Genomic DNA, 18274 nt, shown 5'->3' with positions numbered 1-18274 from the left:
AAATCAAGAAGCAATGGAATTTAAGACACTAAGAAATATCGAAAACAGCTTTAGGCAAATACGGCTGTACGCCATTGTATTTGCCGTACTCTGCATCGCTGTGGTAGGTTATGCCGTATGGCAGTCCTACCAGTTTGCCGAGGCACAACGCCAAAAAATATATGTAATGGACAAAGGCAAATCCTTGATGTTGGCACTTTCACAGGATGCAAGCATCAACAGACCTGTTGAGGCAAGAGAACACGTTAAGCGTTTCCATGAACTGTTCTTTACGCTCGCACCCGATAAGAACGCTATCGAAAGCAACATGAAAAGGGCTTTTAACCTTGCCGACAAATCTGCTTTTGATTATTACAAAGACCTCTCGGAAAAAGGGTACTACAACCGTATCATTTCGGGCAACGTGCAACAGCGTATCGAGGTGGACAGCGTGGTATGCAACTTCGACACTTATCCCTATGCCGTTAGGACGTATGCGAAACAGTATATCATCCGTCCAAGCAACGTGACCAAACGGAATTTGGTCACTTCATGCCTATTGTTGAACTCGGTCAAGTCTGACAACAACCCACAGGGCTTCAATATCGAAAAGTTTGCCGTGTTGGAAAACAGGGATATAGAAGTCGTAGACCGTTAAAGCCAAGATTATGGAAGCAATATCAGATTTAAACACGTTCGCCAAAATCCTTACCGCAAAAGGGTATGACGGCTATTTCCATACGCAGGGTGCGTATGCCGGAAAACTGAAAGCAAGCATCAGCGAATATCTCGCCAACAGCCCCAAAGGTGTGGTTAAACAGGAGTTGTTGCTGACCTGCTTTCTGCAATGGGCAGGCGAAGACCTGCCCAGGGTAGAATGCCTTATGAGGGTGAAGTACCTAAACGGCAAATTCTTCCTTAACAGCATGGAAGTTGCGAAAAAAGACCGTTACGGGCAAGTGCTGAAACAATCGGAACTGACCGACCTGTCGGTCGTGACCGCTCCCAAAGCAAAGGAAGCAATCGCTATGGTCAGCGATGTACCTGCACAAAAGGCTACTTCCCAAAACAGGCGTTTCAAGCACTAAACATGGTCAAGGCATGAAAAATCTAAGAACAACAATCAATAATTGGTTTGACAGGCTCGATGGACAGTGGCGAGCGATGCCCGTTAAAAAACAGCACCGCTATACGCTACTGCTCTTTTTGGGCTATGCGCTATTGTCCGTTGCCGTACTGTTGAAAGTGTGCTACGATGTAGCACATTCCGATAATACCATCACGATAGAGCATATCGAAAACCCGATTAACGGGCAAAACAAATCCTCGGTTTCTCCGCAGGACAGTATTAACACAATCTTAAAACGCAAAATGTATGAAAGACAGTGAAAACAAAAGGGTAAGTTTTTTGGTCGAAGATGACGACCCAAAAAACGGAATGGATGCACCGCAGGACGGTGCGCAGAACAAAGCCGAAAAGCTGAAAAAGCCCATCATTTTTGCCCTCATGGGCGTGGTGTTCCTCGGCTGTATGTACCTCATCTTCAAACCATCCTCCGATAAGAAAACGGTTGAGGATATTGGTCTGAACGATGCCGTACCACAGGCTACCGATGCAGGGCTTCAATCCGATAAGCAAAAGGCTTATGAACAGGAAATGCTCGAACAGAAAATGCAGGAAAAGCGGAATGCACTCCTGTCACTGTCCGACTATTGGAGCGAGGACAGTACCGCCGATCCGGAAGCGGAGCAACCGGATGAGGGCAACGAAGACGGCTACGCTTACGGCGGTGGTACACGCAGGAACAGCAACCCTGCTCTGAACAGTTACCGAAGTGCGCAAAGTACGCTGACCTCGTTCTACGACAACAACGATTACGAAACGCAGGAACTCCGCAGACAGGTTGAGGAACTGAAAGAGCAACTGGCGGAAAAGGACGTACCGCCTGTAACAACCGTAGAAGATCAACTGGCTTTGATGGAAAAGTCATACGAAATGGCATCCCGTTACCTGCCGTCAAATCCGGCACAGACGGGCAATGCGGACACAACGGTTTCAGCAAAGAGTGCCTCGCAAAAAGAGCATTTCGTGGCATTCACACCCGTAAGGAAAAATACGGTGTCCGCATTGTACCGTGAGCCGACCGACAGTGCATTTTTGGCAAACTGGAACGAAACCCGAAACCGTGGCTTTTATACGGCAGGCGTTTCGGAACAGGTCATACAACCGAAAAACAGCATTAGGGCTGTGGTGCAGGAAACGCAGACCGTGACGGGCGAAAGCGGTGTACGGTTGCGACTGTTGGAAACGGCGCAAACTCCCGTCCGTTCCATTCCGGCAGGAACGGTACTGACGGCTAATGCCAAGTTTCAAAGTGGCAGGTTGCAGTTAAAGGTAACATCCATCGAATTTGAGGGCAACATTATTCCGGTCGATATAACCGTGTATGACGTGGACGGACAACAAGGGCTATATGTGCCTTACTCTCCCGAAATGAATGCCCTTACCGAGATAGCCTCCAACATGAGCCAAACGGGGGGAACAAGTATCATGATGACACGTTCGGCAGGGCAACAGATGGCAGGCGACCTTTCCCGTGGTGTGGTACAGGGCGTATCGGGTTACTTCTCCAAGAAATTGAGGCCACCGAAAGTAACCGTCAAAGCCGGTCATCAGCTATTCCTCGTTTCAAAAAATTAATGTTTAACTAAAATCAGAAAGAAAATGAAATGTTCATGTTTCTAAAAAAACAAACACACATGGACATTCCATATCTCCATTAAAAAATAAACAATAACGATATGAACGCAATATTTAAAAGCCTCATGGCAATGGTCTGTTTAACGGTCTTTATCAAAGGTGCGAATGCACAGCAAATGGCATCCAGTACAACAAAATTGAGCATGGGCAAGGTTGAGCCTTACGAAATGCAGGTGACGTACAGCAAGACCTCGCACCTCATATTCCCCTCGGCAATCCGCTATGTGGATTTGGGCAGTGAATACCTTATCGCAGGCAAAGCCGAAGATGCGGAAAACGTACTGCGTATTAAGGCAAGCGTAAGGGATTTTGACGAGGAAACCAATTTTTCGGTCATCACGGACGATGGTCGGTTTTACAATTTCAATGTCTTTTACAGTCCTTATCCTGCAACACTGAATTATGATTTGCTGACCATGCAAAAAGCATCCGACAGGGAAAACGGCAACGATGTTCTGTTTGAGGAATTGGGGGGTAATTCGCCGTCACTGGCTGGCTTGCTCATGGAAACGATTTACAAAAAGAATAAAAGGATTGTAAAGCACATCGGGGCAAAAAGCTACGGCATTCAGTTCCTGCTAAAAGGTATCTACGTCCATTACGGAAAATTCTATTTCCATACGGAACTGCGCAACAAAAGCAATGTGCCGTTCAACATTGATTTTGTGAATTTCAAGGTCGTGGACAAGAAAGTCGCCAAGCGTACCGTGGTGCAGGAAAAGGCAATGAACCCATTGCGTACGTACAAAACGCTCGGCGAAATAACAGGCAATACCACCGACCAAAACGTGTTCCTGCTTGACCAGTTTACCGTTACGGATGACGAGGTTCTGATTATCGAAATTTTTGAAAAGAACGGGGGCAGACAACAGGTATTGCAGGTGGAAAATTCAGACCTCGTACACGCCAAGCTGATAAGCGATATGCACCTAAAGATTAATTAACCCAAAAAGAACGAACAATGATACGATACATTTTTGCCGTGGTGCTTGCCATGCTAAGCATGACGGCGGTACAGGCACAGCGGATGCTCCCCAAACAAAAGGGATTGGAAATAAACGCAGGTATGCTGTCCAGAGAAATAAGCGACAATTACTATCTGAATTTGACATTGACCGTGAACGGAAAGAACGGCAATTACTGGATATGGGGTGCGGAGTACACCCATCAATTTTTCGGTTACAGGGATGTACAGATACCGCTCGAAACCTATACGGGCGAGGTGGGTTACAGTCTTCAGCAATTGGGGGATGCAAGAAAGACCGTTACGCTGAATGCAGGGCTTACAGCCGTGGCAGGTTACGAAACCATCAACCGGAGCGAAGCCATGCTACCGGACGGTTCGACCATCCTCGACAAAGACAATTTCGTTTATGGCACAGGCGGACGGCTCACGCTCGAAACGTACCTGTCCGACCGCTTTGTCTTGCTTCTGCAAGGGCGTACCAAAGTGCTTTGGGGTACGGATTTGAAACAGTTCCGTCCATCGGCAGGGATTGGACTAAGGTTTAACTTTTAAAATTGATTTGGGATGAAAACATTAATCAGAAAATACGGGCTAAATGTACAGGCGATGTTTATGCTCTTGGCGATGTTGGTCTGCGCCGTGGTGCTGACCTCGTGCGAAAAAGACGAACTCGACATCAGGCAGAATTACCCTTTTGAGGTACAGGTGATGCCTGTACCCAAAGAGGTAACGAACGGGCAGACCGTTGAAATACGGATTACCGTTCAACGGTCGGGCAATTTTAATGATGCGAAATACTTTATCCGCTATTTCCAATTTGACGGACAGGGAGTATTGCGCTATTACAGTGAACCGCCGTATATGCCCAATGACGTGTACGTGTTGCCACAGACACAATTTAGGCTGTATTACACCTCGCAGTCCACCGTATCACAGTCGTTTGATATTTGGATTTCGGACAACTTCGGGAATGAGAAGCAAATAAGTTTCCAGTTTAACAGCCGTAATTAAAGACAGAAAAATCCTGCCCGATGTGGCGGGATTTTTAATGGGCTTAATACATAAGATGTTTTGTACTTAAAGGGTAGGATTATAATATTGTGTATAATAAATCGCTTCGTTATCTTTGCTAATAGAAAATATTAAAATACTTAAAGTGTTTTTGCTTTAAGTCTCGATACTAAAAACTGGTAATTTTTAAACCCCGAGACAATAAGTAAGGACGCTCACGTTATGGCGTGGGCGCTCGCTTATTCGGGGTTCGGCGTACCAGTGCCTTAGTATCGGTAAGTGTAGTTGCCTGCGCTTTTTTTATTGCAGGTCGCTACTTTAAAAACAGATATTATGAATACTGGAAAAGACAACAAAAACAATGTCTATGTAGCGGTCATAGATGACAACCCAAAGCTTCGGGATATGTCTGTAAAGCAACTTGAAAATTCAGGCTATACGGTATTGTTCCAATCGGGGTATGGGCAGGATGCCCTACAAAAAATAAAAGAGGGTGGCAAGTTGCCGGATGTCTGTCTCATTGAGGATGACTTTACTACGGCTAAACTTATACTCGAAAAGCATCCCGATTTGAAAGTCCTAATTTCAAGTACGGAAGATGACACGGAGAGCGTAACGGATATGCTGAAAATAGGCGTATCGGGCTATATACTGAAATACGCTGACCCCGATGAAATGCTAACCGCCGTTAAGGTATTGAGCGAAAACAGAAAATATTTCAGTGTTGGGATTAGCGGAATAGCATCGGAATATTTTAAAAAGTAATTATAATCTCATAGGTTTCACAATCTCTTATACCGTTTTCTTTTTAAACAGGTCAAGCAGATTTACTATTTTATCGAGAAGTTCGTTAAAAGGAATAATCAACACATCTTTGTTACTCCACCTGAATAATTCAAAGGAGGCATCTTGACCTTTCTTTCCAAATTTGGAGGTATCTCCAGCAACAACGACACAAACCGAGTTCAATGATTCTGCTTCAGTTCCGACTATAGAGTGGTAATTCTTCAACAGATTGTTCTTTTGGTCAAGCACCTGAACTATTGCGCCAGTTAGTTGATTACTGATGGGGTATAAGTCGTTTCGATATTCAGAATTTGATACTATTGGTGTCAAATGAGTTTTTATTTCAATAAAAGCTATGTTTTTATTAATCTTATTTCTGTATAGAAAATCTACAATTTTGTCTTTACTTCCACCTATATTATGTCCGCCAACATTTACTTTATCATCAAGAAAGACCGCAGGAAAGGAAAATATTTGAGAAAATATCCAAGTGTGCTTTTTGAAAAACTGATGCCAACGTTCCTCTAATGACGAGGTATCGGTTGTTTGTTTTAAGATTCCTTTATATTCTTCAATAATATCTTCAATGTAAATAATGTCGATGTCTGTTTTTGCCGAAATCAGCGTTTCCTGTGGCAGACCAGAGTTAATCAAAAGATTGGTTAAATCTTTAGTTTCTTCATCTGAAAAGTTAACATTGTTGTATTGTTCAATAAATAGTTTTAGAGAACCTTTGACATATTCCGGTTTGTTTGGAGGGTCAATTTCCGAAGGAATCACTTTGTGCAGTATCAACTGATATAGATTCTGGCTCTCATTTTTTTTGTTCTCAACAAAATTACCTGTCTGTTCCTCTAATCGTACGAAATCATCAAAATTCAAAATAAACTTATTGCCATCAATTTTTGAGGTAGCTGTTTTTGATATCACTAACTCATTTACGTTAGGAAACTTGTCTTGAAAATAATAAAACAAATTAGAAACTCCTTTGGGGTTGGTGAAACCAAAGCCCTTACTTTCAGTAAAAGAAACACCTGATTTTAAGAGTACACCCTTATCGATTGTTATACAATGGATAGATTTGTATTTCTTTTCAATTTTCCCATCTTTCTCGTAGAAAGGATAATACTTAGTTGTGCCGTTATTAAATACTTCCTTGCCTATAAAATTGGTTTTGGTTCTCTCAAATTCTACAACGAAGGTAGTTTTGGTTGCCAGTTTTTTTTCTTGTATAAGTTTAATTCCTTTCATCTGATTAGTTTAGGGTTAGGGTAGTTTTTATTTTTTCTTATTCATTATTTTGCCTTTTCGCTTTAGCTTTTTTAAATGTTTTTCCGTTTTTTCCTCAATATTTGCGTTTAGGTGGTCAAAATGCTTGGACACCTGCTTCTTAATAGTTTCAGAATCATCCATTATCTGGGATGCACGATAAGCATAGGTTAAGAAGTTCTGTCCTCCCAAATGTGTGAACCTATTATATAGCTTTTTCTTTAGAAGTGCCTTTCCTTTTGCGTTTTTGCCGTACGCACGCTTAATCGTTTCTCTTACGCCCGCTTTCATTCTTCTGTGAAATCTTGAAAGGCTTGAGGAACGTATATATGAATTTTGTCCATTAAATTCAAAGCCTAAATACTGCAAATTTTTAAAGTTTTTTCCGTTATAATCATCATATCCTCTTAAACCTTTCTTGGGGTCGCTAATGAAATAAACTATTTCCTCTTTTTCAGGCTGAATTTCTAAATCGAGCTTTTCAATTTCTTGGTATAGTTTGTTTTTTAAAAATTGTAAGTCGTTAATATCACATACAATAACGATATCATCACAATATCTACGGTAGATAAAGTCATAATCCTTTTTTAAAGACATAATTGATTTGTCATACTCTATCATATAGACATTTGATAGGACAGCGCTCATTGGCGAACCTTGGGGAATTCCTTTTTCAGTATTTACTTGGAGGGGAGAGGTAGATGCTAACTTTACTTTATTTCTGAAATGCTGAATGTCGCAAAACCTTGTTAACCTATTCTTTTGAATATCTTTTTCTTTTAATTCTAATACACTGAGCAGATTCTTCTTTTCGATAAAAGCAAATTTCGTCAACGAATTAAACAGCTTGAATTGGTCTTTAGGTAGCTTGTCAAAAGTCTCATTTTCATTGGTGTTAATAACTTTTAGCCAATTCGCTTTTAAAGTGTCGTGATTTAAATTGTCAAAAAAGCCCTTAATATCTAAAGCTACTGCTACACATTTACCCTTTGATTTGATATAATCAAAAACTTCTTTTGCAAAATCAATATTACATGATTCAAGAGAACGATAAGCCAATACTGATTCGCCAATACTGCTCTCTGTAACAAATTCTTCATATTTTTCTGATAAATATGTTGAATAGAACGAGTAAATCAATGCATCAAAGTGAGCGGCGTAGCAGATAGGTCTTTCCTTAATCCTAATCTGTCTTTTATTTTTTCTTTGATTGTAACCCTTTCGTCTTTTAATTTCGAGAATGACTTTCAAGAATGGAAAGAAAGAGTGAGATGCAACACTATTGGGGTTAGTTATAAACCTTTTAAATTTTATCTGAAATTCAGGAAACCAAATGCGATTGTCAAAATGTAAATACCCTTTTTTTAGGTATTTTCTATTTGCAGTATCATAAAATGTAAGTTCTTTATTTATAAATGAACTCCAATATTTCTCATAAGCCATTCTCAAATAATTTCATTACGAATTGCCTGAACCGAGGTTATTCAAAGGTGGCAATTCGTGCAAGCCTTTCGGACAAGCGAAGTTAGAGTTACCCCCAACCATTCAACCATCACTGCTGATGGCAAACCCTCGTTTGTGAACAATATGAATGTAACAGTAATGACTATTATTATCAAGCAAGTGTTATACAGCTTACTCCCTAACGGTTTGGAAGTGTGGGCAGAAATAACTATCTTTGCAGTAATAACGCCAAATATTAACATTCTTCCCTTACTCTACTTTTCAGTAAGTTCGGCATTTAGTTAATATCAAATTTTATTCCGTGCTGATTTTTCGGACATTTTGTCTGTTTGATATCGTTTTCTGTCATGGATTTGTGACAATATCATCTACTATCTGACTTATAGTCTGTATAAATACTTCCTCAACTAATCTTAAAAATACAATCTAAGAAATAGTGAAACAGTCGTATTTTATAGTGATTGTGCCATTTTTCGCAAAAAGACTGTTCCGACCTGGGGAGGATCTGTCTTTTTTGCCCGAGCAAATTTAATAAAGATGGGAACGGCTCACCGTTCCCGAAAATTGTATCTACGAATTATAGAATACATGACCGTCCTCGCTCCAATAATCACCGCAAAACAGGTCACGGGCATAAGCCTCATAATCGAAGTACGTTTTTGCAAATTCGGGTAAATCCATTTGCTCCACCTGTTCAAAGGCAAAATCTTCCTCGTCCTCGTATTCGCCTATATAGTCATTGTCAAAGTCGCTTATTAGGTCGTTTATATCCCCCTCGGATAGCTTACGATGTCCGTTGTCGCACCATATTAGAAATGCCTCTTTTCGGGTTTCGTCCATGTCTTCCAAAGCTTCCAAAACCTCAAATATTTTATCACTTATCCAACATTCATCGATTAAGCCGTTCGGAATGTTCTCATAATCTTGAAACATAAATTCGGGGTCTTCCTCGTCATCGTGCAGCTCCCTGCAAGCCGTGTAAAATTCTTCCTTGTCCGCATAATCGGATAGTTTTAGCCACTTTCCGAAGATTGAACCGTCATTATATTTTGCGTATGTGCCAACATATACGCTTGCTTCTGATGTGTTTATTTGATGTGTCATTTCTTTACTGTTTTGAATTGTTTTTTTTGATTTATTCGGCAATGAGAGGAGGTGCTGTTGTTTTGTTTCAATACCATTTCTAATGCTTATTTTCCTCATGCTTGACATTTTTTTTATTCGTGTAAAGAGCTGGAGTATACTGTGTTTCGTTTCGGGAGCATAAAAGGTTAGTGTTTAGTAGGCACAAGGTTTTGGATAAAAAATACACCCAACGGGCTGGAGATTTTTTTCCAAACTTGTCTTGACCTTTTGCCTCCGTTAAGAACACGGAAATACCTTTGCTCCATGAAACGTGAATAACAGGCATACTCGCTTTTTAGATAAAAGCAACTGTGGAAATAATGAGGATAGCGTTGGTAAATGGTGCAATAAGAATTTAAAGCCAATCATTATGACAACAGGTGATTGAAGTATGGAGTGCAACAGCCTAATCTGTGGAACGACATCTTCAATCTCCTGTTCCCAATCATAGCCGTAAGCTCTTTTGCGGTCAGTAGCGGAGCGAATACCGTAAATGTGCTTCGGCTATATTAATGCATTGAGCCATTCTAAGCCAAGTAATTCAGTCAAAAGACATAACCCGATATTCATTCCATCATCTCTATAAGTTTGTTTGTGATGCGGATTATTCCGCTTGGTTAACAAGCAAAATAGAGTTGAAGATGGAGAAAGAAAAAGCGAACGATTTAACTCCCGAAAGAGTTGTACAAATCTTGAAAAAGAAAGGAACGGAGGTCGATTTAGAGGAAGCAGAAGCCATTTTGGAGTTTGTCAAGAAAATAGCTCACATTGCCGTTAACCAGTATCTAAGAGGAAAACTTTAACCCAATGAACAAGGAAAATTGTTGTGATGAGAAAGGCAGATTTATACATACGTGTATCGACAGATGAGCAAGCGGACAAGGGATATTCGCAACGTGACCAAGAAGACCGATTAAGAAGATATTGTGAGATAAAAGGCATTCCGGTAAGGGATGTTTACATAGAAGACCATTCGGCAAAATCTTTCAAACGCCCAGAGTGGCAGAAGTATTTATCCAACCTACGTAAATCAAAGAATAACAAATCGGGGTCAATAATATTATTTACTAAATGGGATAGGTTCAGTAGGAACGCAGGGGATGCCTATCAAATGATTAACCAGTTACGGTCGCACGGTGTTGAGCCTGTGGCAATAGAACAGCCCTTAGACCTTACCATTCCCGAAAATAAAATCATGCTTGCATTCTATCTTGCATCGCCGGAAGTTGAAAACGACAGGCGTGCATTAAATGTTTTTCACGGAATGCGCAGGGCGAAAAAAGAAGGGCGGTATATGGGAACTGCTCCATTGGGGTATGCGAACAAGATAACAGAAGGCAAAAAGAAATACATTGCACCCCACGAGTTTGAAGCACCCCTTTTGAAATGGGCGTTTGAACAAATCGTTTCCAATAATTTCAATACAGAACAGATTTGGAAAATGGTTCGGGAGAAAGCCGAAGGAAAAGGTCGGTTTAGCAAAAATAATTTTTGGGTAGCTGTCCGAAATCCCTTGTACTGTGGTAAAATATTCATTCCTCCCTATAAAGAGGAAAAGGGATATTTTGTCAAAGGGCAGCATGAGCCAATAATCAGCGAAAAGACGTTTGCCGATGTACAGGATATTCTCGATGGGAGAAAGAGGATTGTAAAGCCTAAAATCGTGGCTATGGACAATTTACCGCTAAGAGGCTTTCTCAAATGTCCTAAATGCGAGCGTATGCTGACTGGAAGTGCTTCAAAGGGAAAGATGGGAAACTACTATTATTACTATCATTGTAGTTCCCCCTGCGGAACACGGTTCAAAGCAGACACGGCTAACGAGGCTTTCTTAAAACAACTGCGGTATATGTCGCCAAAAGAGGGTATGGTTGATGTTTTTATTGAAGCCTTTATAAAAGACTTTAATAACAAAACCAAAGCCCAAAACACCGAACGCACAAATATCATAGGTGAGATTGATGCGTTGAATAAACGCTATCAAAATGCACTATTAAAGAATGCCGATGGGGAAATGGCAGACGATGATTTCCAAGAAGTAAAGAAATTGACCAAAGGGAAGATTGAGGTTTTGGAAAGAAGATTAAACGACTTGGCAGTAGTAGGAACGGAAATTAAAGATTTGGTAGCTTCTACCTTAAAAAAGGTCGCAAACATTGATAGACGCTATGAAAACGGCGATATTGAGGAAAAAAGGCTTATAGTGAGTTCGATGTTCCCCGAATTTTTGGAATTTGACGGAACAAGACATCGAACTCCGAGACTAAATTCTGCGATTGCTCTTATCTATCAGAATAACAACAAGTTACAAGGCCAAAAAAATGGGACAAGTCTTTCTTTTTTAGACTTGTCCCAAGAGGTGACCCCGCTGAGATTCGAACTCAGGACCCAATGATTAAGAGTCATTTGCTCTACCAGCTGAGCTACGGAGTCAAAATTCTTGGCAAAAGTACATTTTTCCTTCCAGTTGGCAATGTTCTGTGAAAAAAAAATCCGATCCCACACTTGGAAGAATTGTTTTACAGGAGATTATTTTTCATCACTGGAATCCTGCTTCCATCCGTTTGCCAGACGATGGCGGTGTGTTGCCCCCCATGCGCCTAAAGCATCGATGATGGGCTTTAAGGTTTTACCATAATCGGTAAGGATGTATTCTACGACTACCGGATAAGAGTCGTGGATAATACGTTTTACAAGACCGTTTATTTCTAAATCCCGCAGTTCTTTGGATAACATGCGATCAGTGATACCATTTACTTCTTTGGATATCTCCGAAAATCGCTTATTGCCAAGCCAAAGGGAAAGAATGATCGGAAGCTTCCATTTACCGCTTAGAAATGCTAAGGCGTCCTTTACTGGCCGAATACGATTTTGGCATTCCGAGTGATCTAATTTGTGTAATTCTTCCATGATAAAACGAGGTGAACACACCTTCTCACAAAGGTACGCCTTTTTTTATATTATTAATACATACTATACATTAGTATAGTAATATATGATATATAGTTAATATATCATAATTTTGCAGCGGTTATTATTAAAAAATATAGAACATGAAACAGAACGTAATTTATTGGATAGCTACGGGATTAATATCATTAATGATGTTATTTTCGGGGTATGCTTATTTCACTGACCCGAATGTAAGCCAGGGTTTTACTCATTTGGGTTTTCCAAGTTATTTTAGAATACAGTTGGGCGTAGCCAAAATTATCGGCGTATTGTTCCTCTTATTGCCCTTTGTGCCCATCTGGTTGAAAGAATGGACCTACGTAGGTTTTGGCATTACCTTTATTTCGGCATTTATTGCGCACGTAGCCAGCGGTGATCCGACTTCTGTAGTAATCGGCCCTGTGGTGGCTTTTATTGTATTACTGGTGTCGTATGTGTATTTGAGAAAGCAAAAGTTTGCGAAAAGTAGCGTTGGTGCTTAGCAGTACAAGATACCTTTTGTATGGTCGTTGAACGCGAGAAGTTGTCCGTTGGAAAATTAGCTTCTTTTACCTTATTTTTTCGTGAACAAGTTTTTCAAATTCGATTTTTTGTAGTACGTTTGCACTCGCAAAAACGGTGAGGTGCCTGAGTGGCCGAAAGGAACAGTTTGCTAAACTGTCGTACTGGAAACGGTACCGCGGGTTCGAATCCCGCCCTCACCGCCAACGCAACTAAAGCCCGACGTAGTCGGGTTTTTCTGTTATAGCGCTTTTGTGAGCTCGCTCAACCAAAACCGCTATAACGGAAAAAAGATGAGCGAAGCGAGGTAATCCTATTCGGCCTTGAAAATGGATGCTTCATAACCAGAAGGAATCTTGGCACAAAAGATAACGGTGGTGGGCGTTTCAAAAAGATCGTTTTCCGAGGCGATTACTTTAATGGGGATGCCAGCAAGTCCAGCCAGCTCATTTTCCCTTGAAATGATTTTGGCATTTGGAGACCTTGCTAACAGTTCCTGTAATGATTTTTTATCACTTAACACAATAATGGGGTTATCCAAATAGAAGTTATAAGCTGAATTATAGCGTTTATAGGCATAAACCTGTTCCCCCGGTTGAAAAAGATGGACTGTTTTTGCCACCGGATTCTGCTGGTAAAGCGCGGGATAAGCCAATGACAGCGCAACGAGATTAAATAGTGCATATCCGCCGCTAATGACTACAAGCGCAGGCCCTATTCCCTTTTTGCGCTGCTGGCGCAAGGCGATTGCCGTGGCGATGATGGGGATTAGGAAAATCAATGGCCACATCATCATGTTTTTGAGTGCCTTTTCGAAGGATAGCGCAACGAATCCTCCGACAAATAAGCCGCAGGAGAGGAAGAGCAGTACCCACAGCGCGTCCCTGCCCCCAGCAGGGTGATATGCCGTCAGACGTGCCAAACAACAGCCTACCAGTATGGCCACAAATGGATAACAAGACATGGGATAGTTGGGAAGCTTGGTTCCCGAAATACTGAAAAACAGGATGGTAATGACGGCTACGTACAACGACAATTGCCACAATGCATTACCTTGAAAATGAGACTTGGATTTGAAAATATTCACGGCGAAGACTGACAAGGGCAACAAACCAGTAAAAACAATTACAGGTATCAGTGCTATATTGCCGCCATGGTCTTCCATCGGTTTTTTAAACCTTCCAACATTGTGTGTGAAAAAGAACTCCCGGGAGAATGCCCCATCAGTAGCAATGTGTACGGCAACATACCAAGGGGCTGCAACGGCCAGGATCGTTAAAAAATAAAGAATCATCCGAAATGAAAGCAACGCGGGAAATCTTTTGGTCATTAGCGTCCAGCAAATCACAGATAGTCCGGGCAAGGCCAGCGCTACAGGGCCTTTGGCCAGTATAGCCAGTGCGATGGCGATAGCAGACAACATCAGCCACTTCATCCGATTTTCCATGACGTAAGCGTGGAAACAAAGCGTGCCGGCGGTAACGAAGAAAATAAGGTATGGATCTGGAACTGCGAGCCGGAATTCAAACAAAAAATGTGTTGATAACAGTAACGTGACGGCCGCCCAGGATGCTTCTTGTTTTCCAATGAATTTTTTTACAAAATACCACGTTATCCACACGGTAAGCCATCCCATGATTGCCGAAAAAAAACGTGCTCCAAATGCATTGACGCCAAAAAAGGTATAAGATAGCTGCATGAAATAGTAATGCAATGGCGGTTTATGCGACCTTAATGTCCCATTGAAAGTGGGAACAATCCATTCTTTTTGCTCCAGCATTTCCCGTGCGGTTTGGGCGTTTTTTGCTTCGTCAAGGATGTAAACAGGTGCCGCCCCCAAACCGAGTAAGAGCAACAATGCGGCAGATATGAAGATGAGTTGGGGCGTGAAGGTGTTTAAAGGCGTCAAAACGGAAGTAAATAGCCAGCTGGTTTTTTGTTTAATGGATGGCGAACGCATGATAGGCCAATTTTAAGTATTGGATACTATCATACCATTATGGTAATGCTATTTTTCAATTAAGAAAAAGAAGTGGAAACAATCAGTCGGTATGCTGGGGTGTTTCGATATCCACCTTTTGCATGGTATTACTTTTTTTGCCGCTGGTATCGTAGTCAATGCGCACATGGTAAATGCTTTTCAGCATGTCTTTGAATATTTCACTGACCATGGTAATGTCCTTCAAGGTGATGTTGCTGTTTATCAATTGCTTTTGGCTTAGCTTGGACTCGATAATTTTGTCGACCAGGTCATTCAAGCTTTGCGCACTCGGTTCTTTTAGACTTCTCGATGCGGCTTCTACCGAATCGGCCATCATTAATACTGCCGTTTCGCGCGAGAAGGGGATAGGGCCGGGATAATGAAATACATCTTCATCCACAAACTTTTCCGGGAAGGATTTGATATAAGATTGATAAAAATAATCCACCCTCGTGGTGCCATGGTGAGTACGGATAAAGTCAATGATGACTTCGGGTAATTGGTTCTTTCTTGCAAGCTCTACGCCCTTGACTACGTGCGAAATGATGATTTGAGCGCTTTGTTCGAAAGAAAGACCATCGTGGGGATTATATCCTTTGGTTTGGTTTTCAATAAAATATTGTGGGTTCGACATCTTGCCGATGTCGTGGTACAGCGCGCCGGCCCTTACCAATAGCGTGTTGCCGCCGATCTTATAGATGGCTGCCTCCGCAAGATTGGCTACTTGCATGGAGTGCTGAAACGTGCCGGGAGCTTTATAAGACAACTCGCGGAGCAACTTGGAGTTGCTGTTGGTGAGCTCCATTAATGTGACGTCTGAGATGATGCCAAATAAGCGCTCAAAGGCATAAATTAACGGATAGGCCAGCAAAGTAAGCAACACGCTGAACACGAAAGGTGCGATATCCGACCAATAGAGGTTGGTCAATGAACCATCGCGCATGAGTCCCATCCCGATATAAGCTACTAAATAAGTGCCCAAAATGACGGCCGACGAAATCAGGAATTGCTCCCGCTTTACGAGGGTCTTGATGCTGTATATGGCCACCATCCCCGTTGAGAATTGCAGGAAGACAAATTCAAAACTGTTTGGCACAAAGAAAGCAGCCAACAAAACCATCAGCAGGTGGATATTTAAGGCCAGACGCGTGTCGAAAAGAATCCGTATAATCACCGGCACAATGCAATATGGGATGTAATAGAGGCTCGGAAGCTTGATTTTAATGGCCCAAGACAGTACAAGCAGCATGCCGGTAATGACAATAAGAATGAGGGATATTAATCGGTTGTTGTGATAGATGTCTTTGCGGAAGAGGTAAACGAACACAAAAAGCAACGAAACCACCAACGCAACAATGAAAAATTGGCCCAGCGTCACCAACGTGCTATTGCCGCCGATGCGGGCTTCTTCTTCATAGGCTTTCCGTAAGGATTCGATTTTTTGATAAATTTCATTGTTTACGGTAGTGCCGTTTGCCACAATAAGCTCACCCCGTTGCACCATGCCTCTGGTGGTAGAAATGCTAGCCAAGGCATCCTCTTCCAGTCTTGCAGTAAGTGACTCATTAAACACGTAATTCACGGAAATATAGCTGCCTATAGCGTCAATAAACCATTCCTTTTGCTTGATGGCAGATCGGTTGCTGGCGGCCTTGGTGATGTACTCCAGAGCTGTCTCTGTAGTAAATACAGCCGCAGTATTCATTTGTTTGGCTATATGGTCGGTCAGCAATGTGAAGTTATACTGGGTACGATCGCCTTGGAATTTATTATTCAACGCGATAACGCCTCGCTTGTAAATCTCCGCCAGTAACTGTTTGCCAACCTGCTCGTATGTGGATAGCTGTTCGTTCAACGTGTCTAGCCCTGCGGCTTGCCATTTTTCCGGCAAATCCGCTTCATATTGCGTGAGTTGCTGCTCACCAACCTGCGTATTGTGGTCGTAGATGGGATAGACCGATTTCAATACACCTTCCCGTTCTTTTTCGAGCTCTGCCTGGGTTTTCAAAACGGCAAAGTTATAAGGCGAGATCAGATCTTCATGCATCCAGACCTTACCCTTCTCAAATTCATACCTGAAGCGGGGTTGTTTGGGCAAAAATATGGTAATCAAGATAATACTGGACAGTATCATCCCGTATTTGAGGAAATAGGCATAGCGTCCGCCACTATTGACTGCTTGATATTTGATTTTTAACCGTGCCACGTCGCCGTATATTTTTACCCAAATTTATTAAAAAAATCCGTTATACGGAAGGAATGGTGTACCTAACCGCGGCAAATGTAACAAAACCTTTCATACCATGCTTGGCCATCCAGTTTTTAACAGTATGATAAATCATGATTAATGATAGCTTATCATTTGCGTTGTAACTTTTGCCCATGAAACCTGTCATGTCAGTGACTTTGACAAAAGACGATGAAAACACAGGTTTCCTGCCGCAGGCAGGAGGTTATTGAAAAGTAATTAGTTACGAATGAAAACAAAAAGTCGTATCATGACAAAATCTAGTATTGAAATCACGGACAATGCGTACCTCATCACCCTGGATAAATCCGAATTTGAATATCCGTTGGTGCGTAAACTGCTGAATAGGTTGCTCAGTGGTGGCTTGCATTATGAAAAGGGGCTTGTAAATGATGAGGACTTAGTCAATAAATACCCAGCTGAGCTGGGCGAACGTTTTGACTTTTTAGCCGACAAGTAATATCGGCTTTGCTTTGGCTGACAATAATAGCAATTCATTATCTTTGCCAAAAAAAGTCATGTCCAAGCGTAAACATCTTGTCGCTCCTTCCGTGCTATCCGCAGATTTCGCACATTTGTATGACGATATTGCAATGGTCAATCAAAGCGAAGCTGATTGGTTCCATATTGATATCATGGATGGGGTTTTTGTGCCCAACATTTCATTCGGATTTCCGGTGTTGGCTTCAATAGCACATTATGCGAGGAAGCCACTGGACGTACATTTAATGATTACCGATCCGGATAAATACATCAAGCAATTCAAAGCGGCCGGGGCAGATAACATCACTGTGCATTTGGAAGCCTGTACACATCTTAACCGTACCGTGCATGCCATTAAAGAGTTGGGATGTACCGCTGGCGTGGCCATCAATCCAAGCACACCAGTTGCCCTGCTTCATGAGATCGTTGAAGATGTAGACGTTGTGCTCATCATGTCGGTCAACCCCGGCTTTGGAGGGCAAAAATTCATTGAAACTACTTACCGGAAAATACGGGAATTGAGGGACTTGGCCGCAGGAAGGAATGATGGTTTGCTCATCGAAATTGACGGCGGGATAAGCAATCATAACGCACTGGCCTTGTTAAAAGCAGGTGCGGACGTGCTGGTGGCCGGTAATTTTATATTTGCGGCTAAAAATCCTGTACATGCCATTGCCGAACTTAAACGCATAACACCGGATTTAATTTCGATGTAATCGATTCCCATGAATTGATAAGGTTTACATT

19 protein-coding genes and 2 tRNA genes are annotated in these 18274 nt (G+C 41.8%); 14 read left to right on the top strand and 7 right to left on the bottom strand.

The features are described from left to right. The first annotated feature begins 13 nt into the window (after nucleotides 1-13). The 8 genes from traK to BMW65_RS04740 all read left to right on the top strand — a co-directional run bounded on the left by traK (nucleotide 14) and on the right by BMW65_RS04740 (nucleotide 5483). Entirely contained in the window at nucleotides 14-637 is a 624-nt protein-coding gene (gene traK, locus BMW65_RS04775; protein WP_090603237.1) for a conjugative transposon protein TraK, read from the top strand. A 10-nt stretch (nucleotides 638-647) separates the two neighbouring features. Further along, nucleotides 648-1067, top strand: a complete 420-nt coding sequence (locus BMW65_RS04770; protein WP_090603235.1) for a hypothetical protein — start codon at nucleotides 648-650, stop codon at nucleotides 1065-1067. Between the two features lie 13 nt (nucleotides 1068-1080). After that, entirely contained in the window at nucleotides 1081-1368 is a 288-nt protein-coding gene (locus BMW65_RS04765; RefSeq protein ID WP_090603233.1) for a nitrogen regulatory IIA protein, read from the top strand. Then, complete coding sequence (traM, locus tag BMW65_RS04760) at nucleotides 1355-2680, top strand: conjugative transposon protein TraM (protein ID WP_090603232.1); 1326 nt, start codon at nucleotides 1355-1357, stop codon at nucleotides 2678-2680. The genes BMW65_RS04765 and traM overlap by 14 nt, the downstream gene beginning before the upstream one ends. Before the next feature lie 101 nt (nucleotides 2681-2781). Further along, on the top strand, nucleotides 2782-3684 hold the full coding sequence (gene traN / locus BMW65_RS04755; RefSeq protein ID WP_177181004.1) for a conjugative transposon protein TraN: 903 nt from the start codon (nucleotides 2782-2784) through the stop codon (nucleotides 3682-3684). Nucleotides 3685-3701: 17 nt separating this feature from the next. Beyond that, nucleotides 3702-4259, top strand: coding sequence for a conjugal transfer protein TraO (locus BMW65_RS04750; protein ID WP_090603230.1), 558 nt, complete (start codon nucleotides 3702-3704; stop codon nucleotides 4257-4259). A gap of 54 nt (nucleotides 4260-4313) precedes the next feature. Further along, nucleotides 4314-4718, top strand: a complete 405-nt coding sequence (locus BMW65_RS04745) for a DUF3872 domain-containing protein (RefSeq protein ID WP_394332208.1) — start codon at nucleotides 4314-4316, stop codon at nucleotides 4716-4718. A 333-nt stretch (nucleotides 4719-5051) separates the two neighbouring features. After that, a complete protein-coding gene (locus BMW65_RS04740; RefSeq protein ID WP_090603226.1) occupies nucleotides 5052-5483 on the top strand; it encodes a response regulator in 432 nt (143 codons plus the stop codon). Nucleotides 5484-5510: 27 nt separating this feature from the next. Here BMW65_RS04740 and BMW65_RS04735 read toward each other — a convergent pair whose 3' ends face one another. From BMW65_RS04735 to BMW65_RS04725, 3 genes are all read right to left on the bottom strand, one after another. Then, nucleotides 5511-6755: a Shedu immune nuclease family protein gene (locus tag BMW65_RS04735; RefSeq protein ID WP_090603225.1), complete on the bottom strand. Its 1245-nt coding sequence runs from the start codon at nucleotides 6753-6755 to the stop codon at nucleotides 5511-5513. Between the two features lie 27 nt (nucleotides 6756-6782). Next, complete coding sequence (gene drt2, locus BMW65_RS04730) at nucleotides 6783-8216, bottom strand: antiviral reverse transcriptase Drt2 (RefSeq protein ID WP_090603223.1); 1434 nt, start codon at nucleotides 8214-8216, stop codon at nucleotides 6783-6785. 591 nt (nucleotides 8217-8807) lie between these two features. Beyond that, the gene (locus BMW65_RS04725) at nucleotides 8808-9341 is read right to left on the bottom strand and encodes an antirestriction protein ArdA (protein ID WP_177181003.1); all 534 of its coding nucleotides are present in this window, start codon (nucleotides 9339-9341) and stop codon (nucleotides 8808-8810) included. Nucleotides 9342-10003: 662 nt separating this feature from the next. On the opposite strand from BMW65_RS04725, the gene BMW65_RS24085 reads away from it, so the two are divergent. Next, nucleotides 10004-10165, top strand: coding sequence for a hypothetical protein (locus tag BMW65_RS24085; RefSeq protein WP_177181002.1), 162 nt, complete (start codon nucleotides 10004-10006; stop codon nucleotides 10163-10165). 26 nt (nucleotides 10166-10191) lie between these two features. Beyond that, on the top strand, nucleotides 10192-11757 hold the full coding sequence (locus BMW65_RS04720) for a recombinase family protein (protein WP_090604227.1): 1566 nt from the start codon (nucleotides 10192-10194) through the stop codon (nucleotides 11755-11757). On the opposite strand, the gene BMW65_RS04715 is transcribed toward BMW65_RS04720, so the two are convergent. Together BMW65_RS04715 and BMW65_RS04710 are read right to left on the bottom strand one after the other, a co-directional pair. Next, nucleotides 11723-11795: transfer RNA gene (locus tag BMW65_RS04715), tRNA-Lys, on the bottom strand. The genes BMW65_RS04720 and BMW65_RS04715 overlap by 35 nt on opposite strands. A gap of 96 nt (nucleotides 11796-11891) precedes the next feature. Then, the gene (locus BMW65_RS04710) at nucleotides 11892-12272 is read right to left on the bottom strand and encodes a winged helix-turn-helix transcriptional regulator (protein ID WP_090603219.1); all 381 of its coding nucleotides are present in this window, start codon (nucleotides 12270-12272) and stop codon (nucleotides 11892-11894) included. A 143-nt stretch (nucleotides 12273-12415) separates the two neighbouring features. Here BMW65_RS04710 and BMW65_RS04705 point away from each other — a divergent pair, with 143 nt between their 5' ends. After that, complete coding sequence (locus BMW65_RS04705) at nucleotides 12416-12796, top strand: DoxX family protein (RefSeq protein ID WP_090603218.1); 381 nt, start codon at nucleotides 12416-12418, stop codon at nucleotides 12794-12796. Between the two features lie 135 nt (nucleotides 12797-12931). Continuing rightward, nucleotides 12932-13021 (top strand) — tRNA-Ser (locus BMW65_RS04700). 107 nt (nucleotides 13022-13128) lie between these two features. Here the strand turns inward: BMW65_RS04700 and BMW65_RS04695 are convergent. Continuing rightward, nucleotides 13129-14775 carry an ArnT family glycosyltransferase gene (locus tag BMW65_RS04695; RefSeq protein WP_090603216.1) on the bottom strand — a complete coding sequence of 549 codons (1647 nt, stop codon included), beginning with the start codon at nucleotides 14773-14775 and terminating at the stop codon, nucleotides 13129-13131. Between the two features lie 82 nt (nucleotides 14776-14857). Further along, nucleotides 14858-16930: an HD family phosphohydrolase gene (locus BMW65_RS04690; RefSeq protein WP_177181043.1), complete on the bottom strand. Its 2073-nt coding sequence runs from the start codon at nucleotides 16928-16930 to the stop codon at nucleotides 14858-14860. A 364-nt stretch (nucleotides 16931-17294) separates the two neighbouring features. On the opposite strand from BMW65_RS04690, the gene BMW65_RS04685 reads away from it, so the two are divergent. Together BMW65_RS04685 and rpe are read left to right on the top strand one after the other, a co-directional pair. Next, a complete protein-coding gene (locus tag BMW65_RS04685; RefSeq protein ID WP_143053805.1) occupies nucleotides 17295-17504 on the top strand; it encodes a hypothetical protein in 210 nt (69 codons plus the stop codon). Nucleotides 17505-17562: 58 nt separating this feature from the next. After that, nucleotides 17563-18243 carry a ribulose-phosphate 3-epimerase gene (gene rpe / locus BMW65_RS04680; protein WP_090603211.1) on the top strand — a complete coding sequence of 227 codons (681 nt, stop codon included), beginning with the start codon at nucleotides 17563-17565 and terminating at the stop codon, nucleotides 18241-18243. Nucleotides 18244-18274 lie beyond the last annotated feature (31 nt).

The sequence above is a fragment of the Parapedobacter koreensis genome (assembly GCF_900109365.1).
GTDB lineage: Bacteria > Bacteroidota > Bacteroidia > Sphingobacteriales > Sphingobacteriaceae > Parapedobacter > Parapedobacter koreensis.
The sequence above is the reverse complement of the archived record's forward strand: the minus strand, read 5'-3'. Positions and strand labels throughout refer to the sequence as shown.